Genomic DNA, 18,625 nt, shown 5'->3' on the forward strand with positions numbered 1-18,625 from the left:
ATCACCTAACATACCTTTTCTAAAACATTCATTACTAAATAGTAAAAAACCATAAATGAGATTCCTACACTCTAATTTCTTTTAGACTCTGTTAATTAGTAGCGTTGGTTTAGCACCGACATTTAAACCTCTCATTTGTACAACAAGAACGGCGAGATATTAGGTATTTGACCTATATTGACGAGGGGAAATTGGAGCCACAGTCTATATTTATCTAAATCTTCACATATTAATTAGATGGTAGTAAATTCTCGAACGGTTGTTATAAAAGATTCCTTCTCTTCAACAAAAGGAAAATGATTACTATTCTTAAAAATTTCTAATTTAGAATCTGAAATTAATGTATGCATTTCTTTTGAGTACAAAACAGGACATTGTACATCATATTGACCACAAAGAATAAGAGTAGGAAAATTAATATGTTTTAATTTCTCTCGAACATCATAAGTTTTAATGTCTTTGTTATAAGCTCTCATTCTTTTTCTAATAATTTTACTAAAGGATAGTTCACTAAAATATTCATTATACTTTTCTGATTCATAGAGAGACAATTCAATCAACTTTTTATTAGCTATTCTTTTTTTATCTTTCGAAACAAAGGGTAACATCAATGCTAAAAATATTTTGGATACCTCTTTACGATGTTGACCAGTTTTAAAATTATATAGACAACTTTCCGAATTTAAAAACTCATTAGATGCGGCAGTATCACATAATATAAGGGAATCTAATACCTCGGGTTTACTGGTAGCATATGTTAATCTTAAAAATCCACCCGCAGAATGCCCAGCAAAAGACCATTTTGGGTATCCTAACTCAGTTCGTATGCTTTCGAGGTCCTTAACTGTCTCATTCATTGTCAGTTCGTTTGAGTTTCGAGCTTTTGATGAATTTCCAGCCTGTTTTAAATTAACTAAAATAACCTTATAAAACGATGATAGGCAATCTGCAAAAATCGAACCTCTAATGGAGAATTCTTGGTATAGATGTGTTATACACAAAGGTTTTCCATTACCAGTAATAAAGATTTCAAAAGAACCTCTTTCTGTATTAATAACCTTCTGTTCATAATTTACCAATTCATTCACCTACTTTACACTATTTCCAATTCTGCATGTATTTCTAAATTTCTGATATTACCCCCCTTAACATCAACTTAAAACTCAAAACAAGCGTTCTTGTTTGAATCAAATATCAACAGTGTTCATTAACAAATCCTACTTTTAAAGAATATAGTAAATATGTAACCATATATTCGCACGCTTTCTCACAAGCTAACATCTTAAATACTTTTTGTTCTTCTACTGTTTTATCATTCGCTTGATCTGAAGCAGCTTTTAAACAAAGAAACAGTTTTTTATTCACATAACAAACATAAGAAAATGCAGCAATTTCTTGATCGACCGCAAGAGCTCCGTATACTGTCTGAAGTAATTCTCTCGTTTCTGAACTACGAATACGCTGGTCACCTGAAACAAATGTCCCGTAATGAGAGTTGTAAGCTGACTGCAACTTTTTCATTTCTTTAATCAACTGTTTAGAAGGTTGAATACTTGCTGCTCTGCCTGTATACAAATCAAACGGATCCATTCCCGTTCCTGCTCTGGTTACATCATGTTGCATAACTTTAGTAGCGACAACAATATCACCGTTTTTCACCTTGTTTGATAAACTGCCGCAAATTCCTGTCATAAATAGCTGCTCAGGTTGGAATTCACTAATAAGAAGTTGAACACAACTTGCACATTGTACTTTTCCGACTCCAGTTATGACAGAAATCAATTCAATGCCGTTCAGATTATGAAAATGAAACTCCCAAGCTGCTCGTTTTTCTTTCTGATAGCTTGGATAATATTTATGTAAATACGTAAGCTCTGGTTCCCATGCTGCTACGATAGCAATCCGCTTCATATATAAAATTCCTCTCTAAATATTTATTTTTATTAAATATAGTACATCCTCACGAATTAAAGTTAATGATAATCTAATTATGTATCCTTAAAACATAATACAAGTTTTTATTTTGTCATATATACCATCATTTACTTCGCTCTTTACAACCAATACCCTTCTTTCTCCTTTTGAACATAGTAAAGCTCATGAAAAAACGCTATTCTTTTCTTGTATTTCTACAAAAAGAATAGCGTTTTTAAATTTCTTAGGCATTCTGAAGGTAAGTACTTTATTTAATGTATCTTCAAAAGAAATCCCCATCTTTAAGCACAAAGTAAAAAGTGAAGTACACCCTAGAAGAGGTAATGTGGAGATCCATTTCAGTTAGGCACAGCTTAACTCACTTATACAAATACTCAATTGTTATTATAGTGAACATACTCTATATCCGATATTCTCACTTGTTTATAGGATTTAGACTGGATTAAAGAGCCAATTACTAAAAAATCGTCTTTAAAAATTGAACTTATGTAAATTGAGTTTACTGACAATATGGTACCATTCCAAAACACATTTTACTTATTTACTAAATATTATTGGCATATCATCAACGTATCTCTTCCAAATCATATGATCATATCCATTCCCCCAATAATCCTTCAACAAATAATCAGGATCTCCAAATTTCTTCTTCCATACCTTCTGTGCATTTGTATACCCACTATCTAAACAAAACTCTTTCATTCCCCTGCTTAACAAGGTAAGAAACATTGCATTTAAAAGTAAATTCCCTATACCACGCCTTTGGTAATTTGGATGTACAAATACCGTTCCTATTTCTGGTAAATCATTTAATGCTTTATTTGTGCAGCAGTTTATTAGTTCACTTGCTAGACCGTATTCAATTGTACCGATAACTTTATTACAACTTTTATCAACAGCTATCAAAAAGTATCGATTTTCCCCATTGCTATCAAAGTCATATTTTAAGTATTCTTTCTTAATTTCAATTTCATTTTCTATATCATTAAGTAATTCCGATAAACCTTCTCTAGCAAACGTATCTTTAATGGTTGTACTAAAAAATTGATTTATCTCTTCAGTGTCTTCAATGTGCGGTCTTCTTATCTCCACTTTACACACCAAAAATCACTCCTTGTTTTTCTATAGTTTCATATGTAATTTATTTATATTTTTATTAAATAGTTTTATATCTTATTTCAAACTAACTCTTAATTCATCAAACCAGCGAGCACAAGCAATTGTCTCTTCAGGTACTCGGTCATGACTTTCAAAGTACCACCATGATGAAAGGATACAGTGAGATAGCCCCCACGCTATCATTCTTTCTTTGTCTAGTTGAAGTTCCTCTGCCAATTGTTGTATGCGATTTGCTAATACCTTCTTTGGATTTGATTTATTAAATAAGTGATTTCTTAAATACGCAATTGTTTCATATTCTGCTTCGCCGATAACTCCCTTTGGATCAATTGCAAGCCATTGATCCGTCCCCATACATAAAGCGTTGTCATGATGTAAATCACCATAAAGCAAAAGCGGTTTAGAAATTGTTTTGATTAATTGTGGAAATAAATCTTCTGCTTTATTGACAAGGTCTTTTGGTAATGGTCCTGTATCACCATCAAAATGTACTCGTAAACGCTGCAATCCTTTTGACCATTGTTCAATAGAAGGGAATGTATATAGAGTAGGAACTGGTTTCCAAAGTTTTTTCATCGTTTGTCCAATAATTGTCGTTGCTTTTTCTTCATTTTCTATATAGGCAAGTGACATACCTGGTTTGATATATTCTAATAGTAAATATCCATAGTCAGAATCTGAATCAAGTAATGCCACTGTTCCTTCTCCTTGAAAATAACGAAGTGCTTCTATTTCGTTCTTCAAATCATCACTAGGGACACCGAGTTTTAGCACAACATCTTGTCCATTTTCCTTTCGGGCTATACTAACATAGTTATAAGATAGATTGGAACACGATTGAATGACTTGTAGTGATAATTTTTCTTCAATCTCTTGAATCGTACTCGGAAGCTTTTCAATCCACTGCTTCCCTTGTTCTCCGTGAACATCTTGTATGGTTGTTTTAAAAGATGAAGGTATGCATAACATTGTTTATTCCACTCCTAATTTCTCTTTTAAGTCAAAATAAGCATCCTGTAACCATGGATGAACTACTTTTAGATTCTGTTTTCGCTCCCATAAGTATGAAATGTAAGCAAAACAAGCGTGTTCTAATGACTGTTCTAACGCTTCTTGAATTTCTGTAATATATGGAGGTGTTCCACTTTGGTCCCATTTAATTTTATCTGCAACAAATAACACCATATCTAAATGTGTCGCATTTTTTCTTAATGTTGTATGACAGCTAATTGCATTTAATATCGTTTCGTTTTCTACTTTAAAAATATCGTGTGCAATTCTTTTTGACAGTTTTTGATGAATAATCATCGGAAATATCCTTTCTTCCTGTAGCACTTCAATTTGCATCGTCTCTGCTACTTGAATACGCTGGTCATTTGGAATAATGGCACTAATATCATGGAGATAGCCAGCAATCGCTGCTGCTTCCTCATCTAATTCAAATCTCTTGGCAATTCTTTTTGCTTCATTCGCGACTCTAACAGAATGCTCGTATGTGTGAAGTTTATTATATTGTTCTAGCATTTGTTTAATATCTAGCTCCCAATCTCCTGTTAGAGAAATGGAATTTATCATTTGGTTCATTCTCTACTCCCCCTAAAAAGCTTCTAGTTTCTTAATTTTTATTCTAGAAATATACAAATAATCCTTTTTATTACGTTACATGAAATTTTAAAATGATGATTATATAAGGATGTGTACATACTAACAACTTGTATTTTTCTTTTTATTTGCTACAAAAAATACAACTCCTATGTCATTTATTTTTACAATCTGTCCTTTAAACAAGAATCAGTAATTGATATGATGGAAAAGTGAAAAAAAGCTTTAATAAATGTAAGGATGTGTTTTTATTTAATGGTTTTACATTCTTTCGATTATGAAATATTTCAGTGGGTCAACTCGTTTGTTTATAAATACCCTCTCCTAGATAAAATGATGATTTTTTTCGCTGAGTATGCTCAGTACATTTTGATTGTTTTATTATTCATTTTATGGATTACAAATAAAGAAAATAGAGTGACCGTATTTCAAGCTTTATTTGCCTGTTCCATAGCATTTACTATGAATCGAGTGAGTGAATTATTTTTCTATCGCGATCGGCCATTCGTTTCGCATCACATTAAACAATTGGTAGATCACGCTGCAAATTCTTCTTTCCCGAGTGATCATGCTACAGCTGCTTTAGTAATTACAGTAACAATTTGGCTATGTAATAGAGGAAAAACATTTATGTGGATCATTTTCGGAATGTGTATCGCTTTTTCAAGAATTTGGGTTGGTGTTCATTATCCTTTCGATGTATTGACCGGTATAATTCTAGGAGGATGTACAGCACTACTTGTTCACTACCGAATTATGAAAATGAATTTTTTGAACAAAATAACGAATTATCCTTTATTTCATAAATAAAAGCAATTAGCAAACAAAAAAACGCTTGATTTCCCAAGCGTTTTTTTCTCGGTTTATAGATACCATTTCATTTATTTTTCTTTGTGTTTCTCATCCCATTCACTTAAATAGGATGCATATTCTAATTCATCTGGATTATCCTGTTACATAGAAATAAACTCTAGTTTATTTGTAAGCAGAAAATAGCATCTACTTAAGGAGATTATCTCAATGGATTTTTTGAGTTTGATGCTTTTGAACTTATTTGTACTCGTGAGGAGTTTATGCCGTATTTCATTAAATATGAGGAAAATATGTTGGCTTTATCCTATTAACTAAATTACCATTTACGGCCCCTGAAACAGACTTTTGTATTAACGATTTTTTCTTATTAAAGCCGTATAGAGAAAAACAAATAGCAGATCGAACCAGTTCAGAGATTTCCAAACAACACAGGGGAACATATCACGTGTCCCAATTAAAAAGCAATTCGAGAACAGTGGCTTTCTGGGGAAAATTCTATCAAAAAAACGAGATTGAATATCGAGAAATTGATAAAATGGATGAAGATGATTTGTGTTTAACCTTGTTTAAACAGTTAGTAGCATTACAAGTGATTTAAATAAGAAACTAATGGCTGTTAATATAGATAGTATGAGGAACAAGTATTTCAAAAACTTCATAAGATATGCACCTGGTTTAAAATCTTTCAGTACGTCTGCCATATTTTTAAAAACAAAGTAACTGAAAACAAGTGCGTTAAAATTAAACCCATAGCCTAAGTAAATTAAAGTTTTAATAGGTAAACCTATAAATTCACTTGCTCCCATCATAATAAATGAGAAAAGAAATGCTAGTCCATATGGAATATAAGTTACCTTTGAATCTCTTAATCTCTTTTTCTGTATTAATAGTCTTATGAACATAACAATGAACCATAATTGTAAACCTAATTCAATTAATCTAATTACATATTCTCTCCAAAATGGTAACACGTTACTACCCCTTTCACTACTCTTTGTTTAAATTAATTTGCTTATTTTTCGTTTCTCTGTTATTTTTCACGTTTTTAATAAACCGTCTTACCCAAAGTACAATAAGTATGATATAACCAATTATAGCTGATGGATTTAATATGTACGTATTTATGAATTCTGCTGTATCGTCAAATCCTTCACTGGTAAATTCACCCCAGGTTACAAATTTCATCATTATCCACATGCCTGTATTAAATATAAAACCACCAAATAATAGAAAATTATAATTATCTCTTCCATTATCCATATTAATTATAAATGATTATATAAGTCCATCATAAGCATCTCCGAGTGATACAAAATCACTCTGCAGCCAATACCAATACTTCCCCTTATAATGTATAAGTCTTTCAAGTAGATCTATAAATGATGTTGCAATGATTTGTGATTCTCCTACAACTCCATGACGATCAAAAAAGCTGTCATAACATTTCCCTAATCTATTTTGATGCAAATCAATTGTTACGTATTCTTCTTGTCTACCATTGCATATAATATACCAATTTGAACTCATATCATCTTCACACAACTCACTTATTATTACCGGATTTGCTAAAATTAATTCTTGTGGAGAGACTATATAAACTGAATACTCCTCATTCTCAAACAAAACCATTCCTCCGCAAAGACTGTAAAATTCCTTTACATCTTCAGGGAGGCTATGTTTCTTCTCATTAATTATCGGTAATCCTGCAGGCTCAAGCACACGACAATCAGATAAAGATTCTATTTGTGCAATAAGTTGACGCATTTTTTTCAATATAACCACCTTCATTTTTCATAATACGCATCTTATATAAGATAGCAAGTTGCTCTTTATAATGTACCTCCTGGTTTTATCCGCATCGTTATTTTCAACTATTCAATCTTATTCTACTGAATCCTCAATTCATTTTCTATACTTTATTAATACTCAATAGACACTAGGATACGGAACATGATTTAAACAATTATTATGTAAAAAAACAGCAGAGTTCTTTACAATCTCTGCTGCTATCTGTTATTTAACTGCTAGCTTAAAATAATTTTTTATTGAATACACCAACGTTACCAAACTTCCGATATGGTTAGTGAATTTTTTAAGCAAGATTTCTTTTTATATAATCTATTCTTATTTGATCGGTTTTTCTGTTTTTAAAACAAATGAACTTAATGCAGGAACCTTAATCTTATTATCATGGAAAACATAAAGCACTTTATTTCCTGCATGTTCACCATCTACTAGCACTTTCCAAGGACCTTTTGATGGAAGAGTAATTTCCACGGTTTCCCTATTCGCATTGTGAGCTACAACAAAGCCTTCAGTTTTATCACCATTTGCTTTGCCATCTATTGTATAAGCTACAACATTTTTTGGCGCATCAATGAACGCTAGATGTTTTTTTATTTGTTCAGCAGATGTCATGCGAAAAGCTGGATGGTTGTTACGCAACTCTATTAAGCCTTTCATATAATCTACTTCTTTACCGAATGCCGCGCGGCGCACCCAATCCATCTGGTTAATAGAATCAGGAGATTTGTAGCTATTATGATCCCCATATTTTGTACGCATGAACTCTTGACCTGCATGCAAGAATGGAATCCCTTGCGATGTTAATATGATGGAAGAAGACAACTTGTGCATTTGTTTACGTACTTCTTCACTGTCGCCAGGATTAGTCAACGCAAGCTTATCCCATAATGTATTGTTGTCGTGTGCTTCAACATATGTCAGAACCTGCTCAGGATCCTGATAAGTAGACACTTTTTTATCATAATCCATACCAGCCTTAATTCCTTTTTTCATGCGTTCTTCCATGCTTTGTTTTCCGTTCACAAAACCATTATCCTTCTCCTCAAATACACTGCCTTTCAATCCATCACGAATATCGTCATTAAAATGAGCGATTCCTTTCATTTTCTCCGCGTTTTTTTGAGTTGCCTTCAACTCAGACGCAAGAGGGGTATTTAAATCCCACCCTTCTCCATGAATAATAATAGAAGGATCAATTTTATTAACGGCTTTACGTATCGCATTCATTGTTTCGACATCATGAATACCCATCAAATCAAAGCGGAATCCATCTAAATTATACTCTTTTGCCCAATACGTGACGGAATCTACCATGAATTTCCTCATCATCTTTCGTTCAGAAGCCGTATCATTCCCTACGCCAGTTCCATTTGCGAGTGAACCATCCTCGTTGTAACGATAATAATAACCTGGAACTAACTTATGGAAATTGGATTCAGCCGCATTGTACATATGATTATATACCACGTCCATCACAACACGAAGATCATTGTCATGAAGTGTTTGAATCATCTGCTTTAATTCAGTAATTCGAACAGTCGGCTCATAAGGATTAGTAGAATACGAGCCTTCTGGTACATTGTAATTTTTCGGATCATATCCCCAGTTATATTGTGGTTCATTTAACTTTTCTTCATTTACTGAAGCATAATCAAATATCGGTAAAAACTGGACATGAGTAACACCAAGATCCTTAATATGATCAAGACCTGTTTTTACGCCTTTGGGTCCTCTCGTTCCTTTTTCTGTTACACCAAGATATTTCCCTTCATGTTTAATACCACTTTCAGGTTGAATGGAAAGATCACGTACTTGCAACTCATAAATAATCGCATCTTCCGGATTTTTTAATTTTGGTTTTTTATTCCACTTCCAATTTTTCGGATTTGTTTCTTTTAAATCAACGACTGCCCCTTTATCACCATTCACAGAAGCAGCACGCACATATGGATCAACGGCCTCAGTCCATTTATCACCAATCTTCACCTTATATGTATAAAAAAGGCCTTTTTGATCACCTTTAAGCTTTGCCGTCCAAGTTCCTTTTTCACCTTGTCCCATGTTTATTTCAGTACCTTTTTCATCATTCCATTTTTTGTAAGCGACCAACTTTGCCTCACTCGCAGTAGGAGCCCACAAACGGAACTTTGTTTCCCATGGCGTATATACATTACCTAAATCATTACCATCATAATAAAATAAATGATCAAATTCCTCGCTACGAATTACTTTACCAATTTCAGTATTAGCTTCAATGGAATTTCCCATTTTGATTTTGTATGTTTTTTTTAAATCAAGATTCTTTTCTGTAATGATTTTGACCTTATTGGTCATATCTCCATTATTTGTATCATAAGGACTAACTTTCTCTATGTTAACGCCCTCAATTTCAATTTTTTGCTCCTTACTATTGAATGGAACATTGGTAGTTATAGTAATTTCATTGAAACTATCAATAATGGCCTTCTGAATAGAAAGTTCAGAAGAAGGTTTAGAATTGTATACTTTATCATCGCCAGAAAGAACCCATACTTCAGCACGGCCATCCTTAATATTTTCGATCCAACGATCACCACCATCTTTTTCCCATTCATTCGTACGAACTATAAATCCTACACGATTATAGTCACCATCCATTTTCACCTTAGCATACTTACCAAACTCATCTTCCCCAGTAAATTCATAGGACCTGCCACTCGCATTTTCGGCCCACATCCAAAGATTCCAATCTTTTGTATTTCCAGACTTCTCCTTATAATGAATGATAATTTCAGTTGTTTTCGTATTTGAATCTGCTTTCGCAATCTGAAAAGAAAAACCAGATAATAGCATGACCATTACAGTAAGCAATAACATCGTCTTGTTTATTAATTTTTTTGTAATTTGCACTCCATTCACCCTTCCTTAAAATATTACGAACAATTGATTATGTTCATTTCAAAACTATGTGTTACTAACTAAGTAACACGGCTTAAGTTAATCTGAAAATCTCTTTATAACACCCCCATATTGAATGTATTCGTATTTATTTCAATAATCTTTTAATAAGAAAATCAAACATAAAAAGAAATAACAAAAATCTACGAAAACGTTTGCATTAAATCACAAAAAAAGATTTACTTATTCCTTGTTATATCGCTAAATATCAAAAGATCATAGAAAATCTTTTTAGGAAACCGTTTGTTACCGCTTTCAATTTTATAGTACTTTCTATAAAGGGGTCAATATATTATTAATTATCCGTTTTTATTTTGTGTACATATTTCAAATTCTGTTAACATTTAAAGTTGTAAATCCTTTAAGAGAAAAATCATGGATATATTTTGACTTTGAGACTTCATTGTAGCTCCAACACCTACTAAAATTACTATTCTTATTGCTAAGTTAGGGGGTTTCGTAGTGATTCCTCACCCCGATTTTTTTCTCATTATGTTCCAGTTTCGATACGATTTCAAATATGATTTTTGAAAATTCGCTACATCATAGTTCAATCTAATAACGCTGAACAAGTTGCTGATAAATCTTCTAATTTATTGTTAGCATCCAAGGTTGTAGAAAAAAATCCATATGAAGATTAAATCTTTTTTTTAGAGGTGCAGCTAATACCCATCAGGCTAAGATTTTAAAGTACTCCCTTGTTATTTTGGAGAACAAAGAATTTCTTAACTCGATAGACTTTTAACAAACTTTTTGTTTTCCCATTATAGCAAATGAAGCCTCCAAAATAAAAAAGCCTGTATAGGCTATCGTACTACACAGGCCCTTAAAACGCTTGAAGAAATTGATAAACTCGAAGAGTTTGTCAACAGCCCCCATTCAGAGGCTTTTTTCTATTTTACAATTGGTAATGTTACTTCACTTAATTTCACTGTAAGTTTCGTCCCTGCTTTTGGACGAATCGTATAGTCATAGTCACTTGCAATTAATACGACTCCTATTTGATGGCCGGGTTGAAATACATAATCATCCGGCTGCATGTCCCATGTAAATGTATAATCTTTCCCTGGTATAATTGGCATTGACCGTTCTTTTCCATTCAAGTTTTGTGGATCCATCCATCCTCTCGTCACAACTTCTGGTTTTGCACCGCCATAATCAACAAGTAATGCAGTTAAATTTGAGACTGGACGATCAATATTTCCCTTAAATGAAATTTTTGGTGTACCACTTATTCTCATTTCTTTTTCGAGCTTAGGCATTACATATACTAATCGATTTGGTGATTCTAATTCTGGATTTGCTACTAATTGATTCGATTTTATTTTTGCATCATCTAATAATGAGAAGACTTGTTGCACAGCCCCCATTCTAAGCGGTAAATCTACTGCTTTATTGCTTAAAAGCATACGCATTTTAGATGGAACTGCTGCAGGGTCTGGCCAATTTTTTAATTTTTGCCACGGTTTATTTTCTCGTTGTACATCTACCATCGGTTCATTCATAATGCCATTTTCAATACCGTATAACCAATAGTCAAACCATTTATTTTGTGTTTGCTCCCAGTTATTCTCGGAAGTACCACCATGTTCTCCTTGATGTAACCACATTTTGCGGGGAACATTATTTTCTCCTAGAGCTTCCCACCACTCTGCAAACTGTTTTGTCTTTACATTCCAATCATTTAAGCCATGTACAACAAATACACTTGCTTTCACATTTTTGGCACCCTTCACGTAGTTACGCTTATCCCAAAATTCATTATAATCTCCTGTTTTTCGATCTTGCCCATCAGTTAGTTCTTTTATGGCTTTATTACAAACTTCAGGATCATATCGTGTTAGTACTGCTTCGGCCATTTTATCTGCATCTTCACCTTGAAAACCATCTGGTGCAATGACTGCTCCATTTGCACGGTAATAATCATACCAGCTACTAATTGCCGCAATTGGAATAATTGTTTTTAATCCTTCAACTCCTGTTGTTGCAACAGCATTTGGTAGGGTACCATTATATGACACTCCGGTCATCCCAACATTCCCTGTAGACCAATCCGCTTCTATTTCATCACCATATTCATTGAATGCTTTTGCTCTTCCATTTACCCAATCAATAACAGATTTTGTACCGATAATCTCTTGTTCGTCACCAGTTGTTGGACATCCACCTGAATTCCCAGTTCCGATACTTTCGCCTAAAATAACAGCATATCCACGAGGAACATAATAATTCCCATATGAACCGAGGTTAGCTGGTTCTGCATAAGGTTTACCTTCCGTAGGATATAATTCTTCATCTACATTATAAGCTGGTACATTATTTATCCCTGAACGATAAGGACTCATTTCATAAATAACAGGAACTTTCACACCCGGTTCTGTTTTAGGTCGCATCACCTTTATCGAAACAAGATCCTTTTTCCAATCTAGGTCACTATCAATCTCAGTTTCTACATATAACTTTTCTACAATTGCTTCATCAATTGAATAAATAGGCTTGGTCATTCCATTTTCCAACTCAATTTTTGTTGATTGAGCTACTGTTTCTGGCACTTTACCATTCAATGGTAACAAAGAAAATTTTATCGAACGCTCTTTGTCTTTTTCTGCATGTACTGTAGTACTATAGATACTTGATGTGAGGATTAATGAAAACATTGCTGAAAGTGCAATTACAAACTGTTTTTTCTTCAAATTCCTTCCCCCTTTATTTTTTTCTATCACTTCTTTTACTATACAACGAAATGACAGAAAATTCAGTTTTCCAAAAGGTGAAGACTTGAGAAATTTGTAATATTTTCTCTTATGAAGTAGCCCACATCGCTATCAAGTTAAGCTTTTGAAGCATATCCAAAACGAAAATTTTTTCTCTATAAATAGATTACAATAGTATTACGATTCCCTAAGATTCTTTTAGAATTACAAATAACAGTCGGACAATCGAGATGGTAAATAGCCATCCATACTCATTGGCTACGCCCTTCTCATTCCCTTAATACTGCTGTATACAACCTAAAATATTATTGTATATAACTTAAATTCTCATAATTATTAGGGGTATTCTGAGAAAATTGAGATAGTTCAGCCACCTATCCGAGTCACCATCTGATTCCAATAATGTTCCACCGCCTTGATTAAATTATCTATATGCTATCACGTAACATAAAGCGCCTTCAAACAATACATTGTTTTTTTGAAAATTACATTAAATAACGAGAAGCTTCTGTAATTAAAAGTTTTACATTAGGGATATACATAAAAACCTTCATATTTATGTTGATGTCCCAAATAATTCTGTTAGGAATCCCGACATATGCCCATTAAGCTAAAGCAAAATTGTATCTATAAAATCTCATTGCCATCAAGTTAAGAAATACACTATAAATACAAAAAGCCATATCCTAACGTAGCAATAATCCTTAATCCCCCTAAGACAATCCCAATCATTTTTGATAGTACGTATTTTCCCATTAATTCACCTCATATAACATAAATTTCTGTGCTTTTATAACATATCTATAAAAAGTTTTAAATTCATTTTGTACAAGGTAAGTGGGCTAAGCTACTTTGCAATATACGTTTCTTCCTCTCCACCTATCATGGCGTAACATCACAATCACCAAAAAATGGCAGAACGGATTGCTTAACGTACATAATTAGCATTTTGCGGGCACTATCCTATAATGTTTCTCCACCCTATTTAAAACAATATCCCGCTCTTTGTCCCATACCGAATGCCACTCAAATGTTCCCGGTTCAAAAAATAGTGGAAACCTTTTTCTAAACCAATCTTGCATCGGTAAATTTAGCACATCTTTTATATCCACCCACACTAACTCTCCTTCAGGCGGCTCATCAAGTAGCTTGCCTTCAAAAGATGTGGCCAAATAATTAAATACCATATATCGTAACTTTGTATTTGGCTCACAAAACTCAGTGATTCCTTTAAAGATAATATCTTTTACGATTAAACCTGTTTCTTCACGTACTTCTCGGATCGCTCCGTCTACAATACTTTCCGGAAAGTCGACTTTTCCACCAGGAGCAATGTACCCCGGAAAACCTAAACGATCCGGACGATTCATAAGGAGAACTTTATCTCCATCTTGCACCATACACATCGTTAACATTTTGCATTCAAAATTACTCATCAAACATTCCCTCCCTTATGTAGATTCGTTGCTGAAAACTGTATTGTAAGAAATCTCTTATCATTTTTTTCTCGCTAAATACAACGCAACAAATTGTGGTTTTTCAATTTTCCCGCCATGTTTTTCAATTACGTTATGAATACTATGGAACAATTTTTCTTTTACCTCTTTTGAAAGTAAACGATGGGCAGATTGCGTATGTAATAATGCAATGTAATCATCACTTGTATATGTATCAGTCCAGTTATAGGTTTTAACAACTAAATTTTGAAACAAATCATGCTGCATTGTTAGATTTGTTCGTTCCTCAATTAATTCTTCTGGAGTTGGTAACTGATTAGGATGTAAATGCGGAGCATACTTTTCATAACAAGCTCCAACCTCTCGAAAGACATCTGTATCAGGTTGTAAATGATATGTCCAAAAGAAGGCCATTGTCCCATGTTTGTGCAGTAAATTCACTACTTTCTGATAGCCAATTTCAGGATTTATAAAATGAAACGCTGTTGCTGAAACAGCAAGCGAATATAAATCACCCTGCCGTTCCCAGCTTTCAAAATCCCCTTGATACACGTGTATACCATTCTCATTTCGAAATTTAGAAGCGGTAAATTGTGCTAATTGTTCCCCTAGCTCAATACAATCAATCTGCTTATATCCTAACTGGGCGAGTCCTTCCGTTGCTTTACCTGTACCACAACCAATTTCAAGAATTCGATCTTCCTTTTCAATATTTGCATACGTGAACAAATCTTGAAAAAGTTCCTTTGGATATGTCGGTCTTATTTTCTCATATTCTTCGGCAATATCATCAAAAGTATATTTTCTTTCTTCAAAATTTACATCCATTCTTTTCTTTCACCTCTTCCTAAAAAACTGCTACTTCACTTATCATTTCATCCATAACAATTGAGATGCCTTTCTTTTCTTGTTTCGCTTGCACTAGCTTATTTGACTCATACTATTTTCGACCTATCGCAATGCCAATCGGACAATCTTGCTCCCATGTTTGTAATAATCGGTCTACATCATGTCCTCTCCCCAATACAAAATCTGTCTTCAGAACAAATTGGACAATTTCAAGTTCTCTATGAGGACCTGAAACTTTCATATTTTTCCCTTGTAAATAAGTATTTCCGTCTTTCAAATTTGTTGCTCCGACCATCTTATCTCTTGCTGCATAATGAATAATTCGTATCCCAGACATAACAATTGCACCAAAACATAAAGGACATGGTTCCATCGTAGAATAAAGTTCATACTCCTTACGCGTTGTATTTGTTTCTAAATTGTTTATTTTTAAGATTGCATTAATTTCTGCATGAGCAATTTTGTTATTACATATTTCATTCGGCATCACTTCCGTCTCGTAAACTGTATTTCTACCCTTTGAAATGATATTTCCACTTCCATCTACTATAACAGCACCAATGGGAAATGAACCGTTACAATACGATAACCAAGCTTGAGTGAAACATTCTTTCCATGGTTTGGATAATGTTTGCCACATATTACATTCCATCCTCCCTCTATGAATTTTTAGTATATTTGTTTCAAATTCTAATAAATTCTATATTATTTCATCTCAAATAAAAAAAAGCACTTGCTTATATAAATCATCTTTCTCACCTCCAGGTATTCCTCCTATTAATCTTGCCGCCATATTTCTCTTTCTTCTTACAAATAGACCTCTGCTGTATTTCCTGCTCCAATTTTTTCTTTCATTAGTTAGTCCTACTTTCATCAATCTTTTATACGCCTTCTATTTATTTCCTTTCCATAGGCTCCTTTCCCTTCTTTATTCGACAAAATTCAAGGGAGATATTGTTGTAGAAAATAGTTAATTCAAAATCAATGTATAGGATTTGAGACAATAAAAAACAGCTGTCGAAATTTTTCCGGCAGCTGTTTTTATTGAGAAAACATGTAAGCAATTAATACTCTATTAAGCTGGATAATGGAATCTCTTGTTCGTTATTTAGATCATTAAGAGGATAGATTCTCGTTGTTTCATTATTTTCATCTACATTTTGAATATAGATTTGAACCCCGTTATAGGTTAATTAACCATAACAGATGAAGTCACAGTCTTTTTTTGCACGTTGTGTATTCATGATTATAACCTCTTTTTCTAATTTTAATGTGAACTTCACTCCCACAAATTATTCTGTAATGAATCAATGGTCTTCGGAATTACATCAAGACTTTTTTTGTCGATGATTGAACTTTTATCCATGATGATTCGAAAACTTAAGGAAACAAAAAAGTTAAAAAACAACTAATTTATAGTGAGGTATGTAAAATTAAGCGTAAAGATTAAACACAAAAACCTGCCGAATTGGATTCACGACAGGTTTATTTATACGTTTATTCTTGATCAGAAACAAATATTCTATGTGACGCAAAGAAATTTGCCAAATCTCTTCCGGTTGATTTCTCCATAATTTGAATAAAATCTTTTGTCGTACTCACACCAAACTTCTTTTCATTAAAGTAATCTTTCATCGCTTTGTAAAAGACTTCATCGCCAAGTTCAAGACGAAGATCATTAACTGTTCTTGAACCGTAACCATAAATCATTTTATAATATGCCTCAATCCCGCCTTCTGCAGCACGTTCAGCAAATGTTGAAACAGGATACGAAAGATGATAGTCTCCAACAGGTTCTGCCTTTAGTTGATCAAGCTCTTTACTGTAGAGCGCAGCTGCAAAACTAGCAAATGATTCGTCAAGCCACGCTTCATCGTGCTCATTATTTCCAATAATGCCGTAAAACCATTGATGTCCAATCTCATGCGCAGTAACATTTTTAACCCATTCTTGAGAAGGATTTTTAGCGATACTTATCATCGTTAATTGTGGATATTCCATTCCACCAAACCAGCCTTCCATGCCAACGATATCTAGTTCTGGCCATGGATACTCTCCAAAACGGTCACTGAACAGCTTGATGCTCTCAATCCCTGCCTCAAGCATAGAATCAGCATATTTTGCTTGTTCATCTGTATAATACACATTAATATTTACATTATTTACCTCCTTTTGTTTTACTTTGTAAGCTGGATCCATTTCTATTGCAAAATCACGAACTTGTTCGGCTTTATAATGATGCGTTGCTAAATTTCCTGAAATATGTGGTTGTCCCGTTTCCGTTCCTGTCGTTGCAATGACCTGGTCTTTCTCAGTCATAAGTGTTACATCAAAATCTCCAGTTAAAGAATAAAAAGATTCTCCATATGGAAAATAAGCATCTACATTCCAGCCCTCTTTATCGTATACTGCTAGAATTGGGAACCAGTTTCCAAGCGAAGCTGTGTTTTTGTTCCAACCAAAACGATCTTGTCGTTCCGGTACACGAACTACAAAATCCATCGATACAGTAGATTTTTGATTATTAGGAATTTGAACAGATGAAATATGCAGTGCAGTACTATCCACAGCAAATTTTGCTGTTTTCCCATTTACTTTTACATTAGAAACAGACATAATTCCGCCATTTTCTTTAGATGTTTCTGCGTTTCCCCACAAGTTAAAATAAAGTTCGTTCAGCTGCGTACGAGTATTGTTCGTAAAAGTGACTGTCATTTTTCCTTGAATAGTGTGATTGATAGAATCATAGTAAACGCTCATTTTATAGTTTGGATTTGCTGGACCAAATATATCTTGTCCTTGCTTGTTCATAAATTGCGACTGAAATGGTGTCTCCAGGTGAACAGGAGATGTAACTGCTGGATCGTATGCTCCTTTTACAGGGTAATCCTTTTCCGAAGCACTTATAGTAAGTCCAGAAGGAAATAATATACCAGCCATAAATGTCGAAGCTGTTACCCATTTTGCAGTCTGTTTTACAAACTTTTTCATAAAAACTCCCCCTTTTCCATTTTTCACCACATAAATTCGCCATAAACTGTAAAAATCCCTTGGAATTTTATTTGAAATTACTTGAGAAAGTTATAGAGGAAATCTTAAATATTTTACTTTAAATTCTAATAAAAAATTTTTTATTTCATCTCAAATAAAAGAAAGCACTTGTTTATATAAATCATCTTTTTCACTTTCAGGTATTCCTTCTATTAATCTGGCTGCCATAATAGCTAGGAGTTACTTCACTTCCATTTCAACCATTTTAATAATTAACTCTATATGATCTAGTTCCATTATTGTACGTAACTCACGAGGAAAGCCCCCTTTCTTTCCAATTGATACTCTATATAGTTCATCATTCTTTATCTAAGAAGTATTTACTAAAAAAAGTAACCTCTC

At 33.5% G+C, this 18,625-nt stretch carries 16 protein-coding genes and 2 pseudogenes; 1 reads left to right on the plus strand and 17 read right to left on the minus strand.

The window, feature by feature from the left end; translation table 11 throughout:
* Positions 1-233: 233 nt before the first annotated feature.
* The 5 genes from PLX19_RS07500 to yqeK all read right to left on the minus strand — a co-directional run bounded on the left by PLX19_RS07500 (position 234) and on the right by yqeK (position 4,638).
* Complete coding sequence (locus PLX19_RS07500) at positions 234-1,079, minus strand: alpha/beta fold hydrolase (protein WP_272187876.1); 846 nt, start codon at positions 1,077-1,079, stop codon at positions 234-236.
* 115 nt (positions 1,080-1,194) lie between these two features.
* Positions 1,195-1,911, minus strand: a complete 717-nt coding sequence (gene mtnN, locus PLX19_RS07505) for a 5'-methylthioadenosine/S-adenosylhomocysteine nucleosidase (protein WP_272187877.1) — start codon at positions 1,909-1,911, stop codon at positions 1,195-1,197.
* A gap of 561 nt (positions 1,912-2,472) precedes the next feature.
* Positions 2,473-3,036 (minus strand): GNAT family N-acetyltransferase, encoded by a 564-nt coding sequence (locus PLX19_RS07510; protein WP_272187878.1) that lies wholly within the window; start codon positions 3,034-3,036, stop codon positions 2,473-2,475.
* A gap of 72 nt (positions 3,037-3,108) precedes the next feature.
* On the minus strand, positions 3,109-4,023 hold the full coding sequence (locus PLX19_RS07515) for an aminoglycoside phosphotransferase family protein (RefSeq protein ID WP_272187879.1): 915 nt from the start codon (positions 4,021-4,023) through the stop codon (positions 3,109-3,111).
* Between the two features lie 3 nt (positions 4,024-4,026).
* On the minus strand, positions 4,027-4,638 hold the full coding sequence (gene yqeK, locus PLX19_RS07520; protein WP_272187880.1) for a bis(5'-nucleosyl)-tetraphosphatase (symmetrical) YqeK: 612 nt from the start codon (positions 4,636-4,638) through the stop codon (positions 4,027-4,029).
* A gap of 273 nt (positions 4,639-4,911) precedes the next feature.
* On the opposite strand from yqeK, the gene PLX19_RS07525 reads away from it, so the two are divergent.
* On the plus strand, positions 4,912-5,466 hold the full coding sequence (locus PLX19_RS07525) for an undecaprenyl-diphosphatase (protein ID WP_272187882.1): 555 nt from the start codon (positions 4,912-4,914) through the stop codon (positions 5,464-5,466).
* A gap of 71 nt (positions 5,467-5,537) precedes the next feature.
* Here PLX19_RS07525 and PLX19_RS07530 read toward each other — a convergent pair.
* From PLX19_RS07530 to PLX19_RS07585, 12 genes and pseudogenes are all read right to left on the minus strand, one after another.
* Positions 5,538-5,636, minus strand: a pseudogene (locus PLX19_RS07530) (VOC family protein); the annotation flags it as partial.
* A gap of 399 nt (positions 5,637-6,035) precedes the next feature.
* Positions 6,036-6,440 carry a hypothetical protein gene (locus PLX19_RS07535; RefSeq protein ID WP_272187883.1) on the minus strand — a complete coding sequence of 135 codons (405 nt, stop codon included), beginning with the start codon at positions 6,438-6,440 and terminating at the stop codon, positions 6,036-6,038.
* A 16-nt stretch (positions 6,441-6,456) separates the two neighbouring features.
* Complete coding sequence (locus PLX19_RS07540) at positions 6,457-6,654, minus strand: hypothetical protein (RefSeq protein WP_272187884.1); 198 nt, start codon at positions 6,652-6,654, stop codon at positions 6,457-6,459.
* A 90-nt stretch (positions 6,655-6,744) separates the two neighbouring features.
* On the minus strand, positions 6,745-7,233 hold the full coding sequence (locus PLX19_RS07545; protein ID WP_442869035.1) for an SMI1/KNR4 family protein: 489 nt from the start codon (positions 7,231-7,233) through the stop codon (positions 6,745-6,747).
* 360 nt (positions 7,234-7,593) lie between these two features.
* A complete protein-coding gene (pulA, locus tag PLX19_RS07550; protein WP_272187886.1) occupies positions 7,594-10,164 on the minus strand; it encodes a type I pullulanase in 2,571 nt (856 codons plus the stop codon).
* 941 nt (positions 10,165-11,105) lie between these two features.
* Positions 11,106-12,905, minus strand: a complete 1,800-nt coding sequence (locus PLX19_RS07555; RefSeq protein WP_272187887.1) for a Xaa-Pro dipeptidyl-peptidase — start codon at positions 12,903-12,905, stop codon at positions 11,106-11,108.
* Positions 12,906-13,867: 962 nt separating this feature from the next.
* On the minus strand, positions 13,868-14,362 hold the full coding sequence (locus PLX19_RS07560; RefSeq protein ID WP_272187888.1) for an 8-oxo-dGTP diphosphatase: 495 nt from the start codon (positions 14,360-14,362) through the stop codon (positions 13,868-13,870).
* A 60-nt stretch (positions 14,363-14,422) separates the two neighbouring features.
* Positions 14,423-15,211 (minus strand): class I SAM-dependent DNA methyltransferase, encoded by a 789-nt coding sequence (locus tag PLX19_RS07565; protein WP_272187889.1) that lies wholly within the window; start codon positions 15,209-15,211, stop codon positions 14,423-14,425.
* A gap of 112 nt (positions 15,212-15,323) precedes the next feature.
* The gene (locus PLX19_RS07570; RefSeq protein ID WP_272187890.1) at positions 15,324-15,872 is read right to left on the minus strand and encodes a nucleoside deaminase; all 549 of its coding nucleotides are present in this window, start codon (positions 15,870-15,872) and stop codon (positions 15,324-15,326) included.
* A 75-nt stretch (positions 15,873-15,947) separates the two neighbouring features.
* Entirely contained in the window at positions 15,948-16,109 is a 162-nt protein-coding gene (locus tag PLX19_RS07575) for a hypothetical protein (RefSeq protein ID WP_272187891.1), read from the minus strand.
* Between the two features lie 187 nt (positions 16,110-16,296).
* Positions 16,297-16,410: pseudogene (locus tag PLX19_RS26145) on the minus strand (small, acid-soluble spore protein, H family); the annotation flags it as partial.
* A 319-nt stretch (positions 16,411-16,729) separates the two neighbouring features.
* Positions 16,730-18,223 carry a M1 family metallopeptidase gene (locus tag PLX19_RS07585; protein WP_272187892.1) on the minus strand — a complete coding sequence of 498 codons (1,494 nt, stop codon included), beginning with the start codon at positions 18,221-18,223 and terminating at the stop codon, positions 16,730-16,732.
* Positions 18,224-18,625: the final 402 nt, after the last annotated feature.

The sequence above is a fragment of the Bacillus sp. BP-3 genome, assembly GCF_028401955.1.
Taxonomy (GTDB): Bacteria; Bacillota; Bacilli; order Bacillales; family Bacillaceae_G; genus Bacillus_A.

Bases quoted from the DNA above. Each gene is read 5' to 3' on its own strand.
- PLX19_RS07565 (WP_272187889.1), bottom strand. From the start codon at position 15,211: ATGGATGTAAATTTTGAAGAAAGAAAATATACTTTTGATGATATTGCC.
- PLX19_RS07560 (WP_272187888.1), bottom strand. From the start codon at position 14,362: ATGAGTAATTTTGAATGCAAAATGTTAACGATGTGTATGGTGCAAGAT.
- PLX19_RS07515 (WP_272187879.1), bottom strand. From the start codon at position 4,023: ATGTTATGCATACCTTCATCTTTTAAAACAACCATACAAGATGTTCAC.
- PLX19_RS07545 (WP_442869035.1), bottom strand. From the start codon at position 7,233: ATGCGTCAACTTATTGCACAAATAGAATCTTTATCTGATTGTCGTGTG.
- PLX19_RS07525 (WP_272187882.1), top strand. From the start codon at position 4,912: ATGGTTTTACATTCTTTCGATTATGAAATATTTCAGTGGGTCAACTCG.
- PLX19_RS07540 (WP_272187884.1), bottom strand. From the start codon at position 6,654: ATGAAATTTGTAACCTGGGGTGAATTTACCAGTGAAGGATTTGACGAT.
- PLX19_RS07570 (WP_272187890.1), bottom strand. From the start codon at position 15,872: ATGTGGCAAACATTATCCAAACCATGGAAAGAATGTTTCACTCAAGCT.
- PLX19_RS07585 (WP_272187892.1), bottom strand. From the start codon at position 18,223: ATGAAAAAGTTTGTAAAACAGACTGCAAAATGGGTAACAGCTTCGACA.
- yqeK (WP_272187880.1), bottom strand. From the start codon at position 4,638: ATGAACCAAATGATAAATTCCATTTCTCTAACAGGAGATTGGGAGCTA.
- mtnN (WP_272187877.1), bottom strand. From the start codon at position 1,911: ATGAAGCGGATTGCTATCGTAGCAGCATGGGAACCAGAGCTTACGTAT.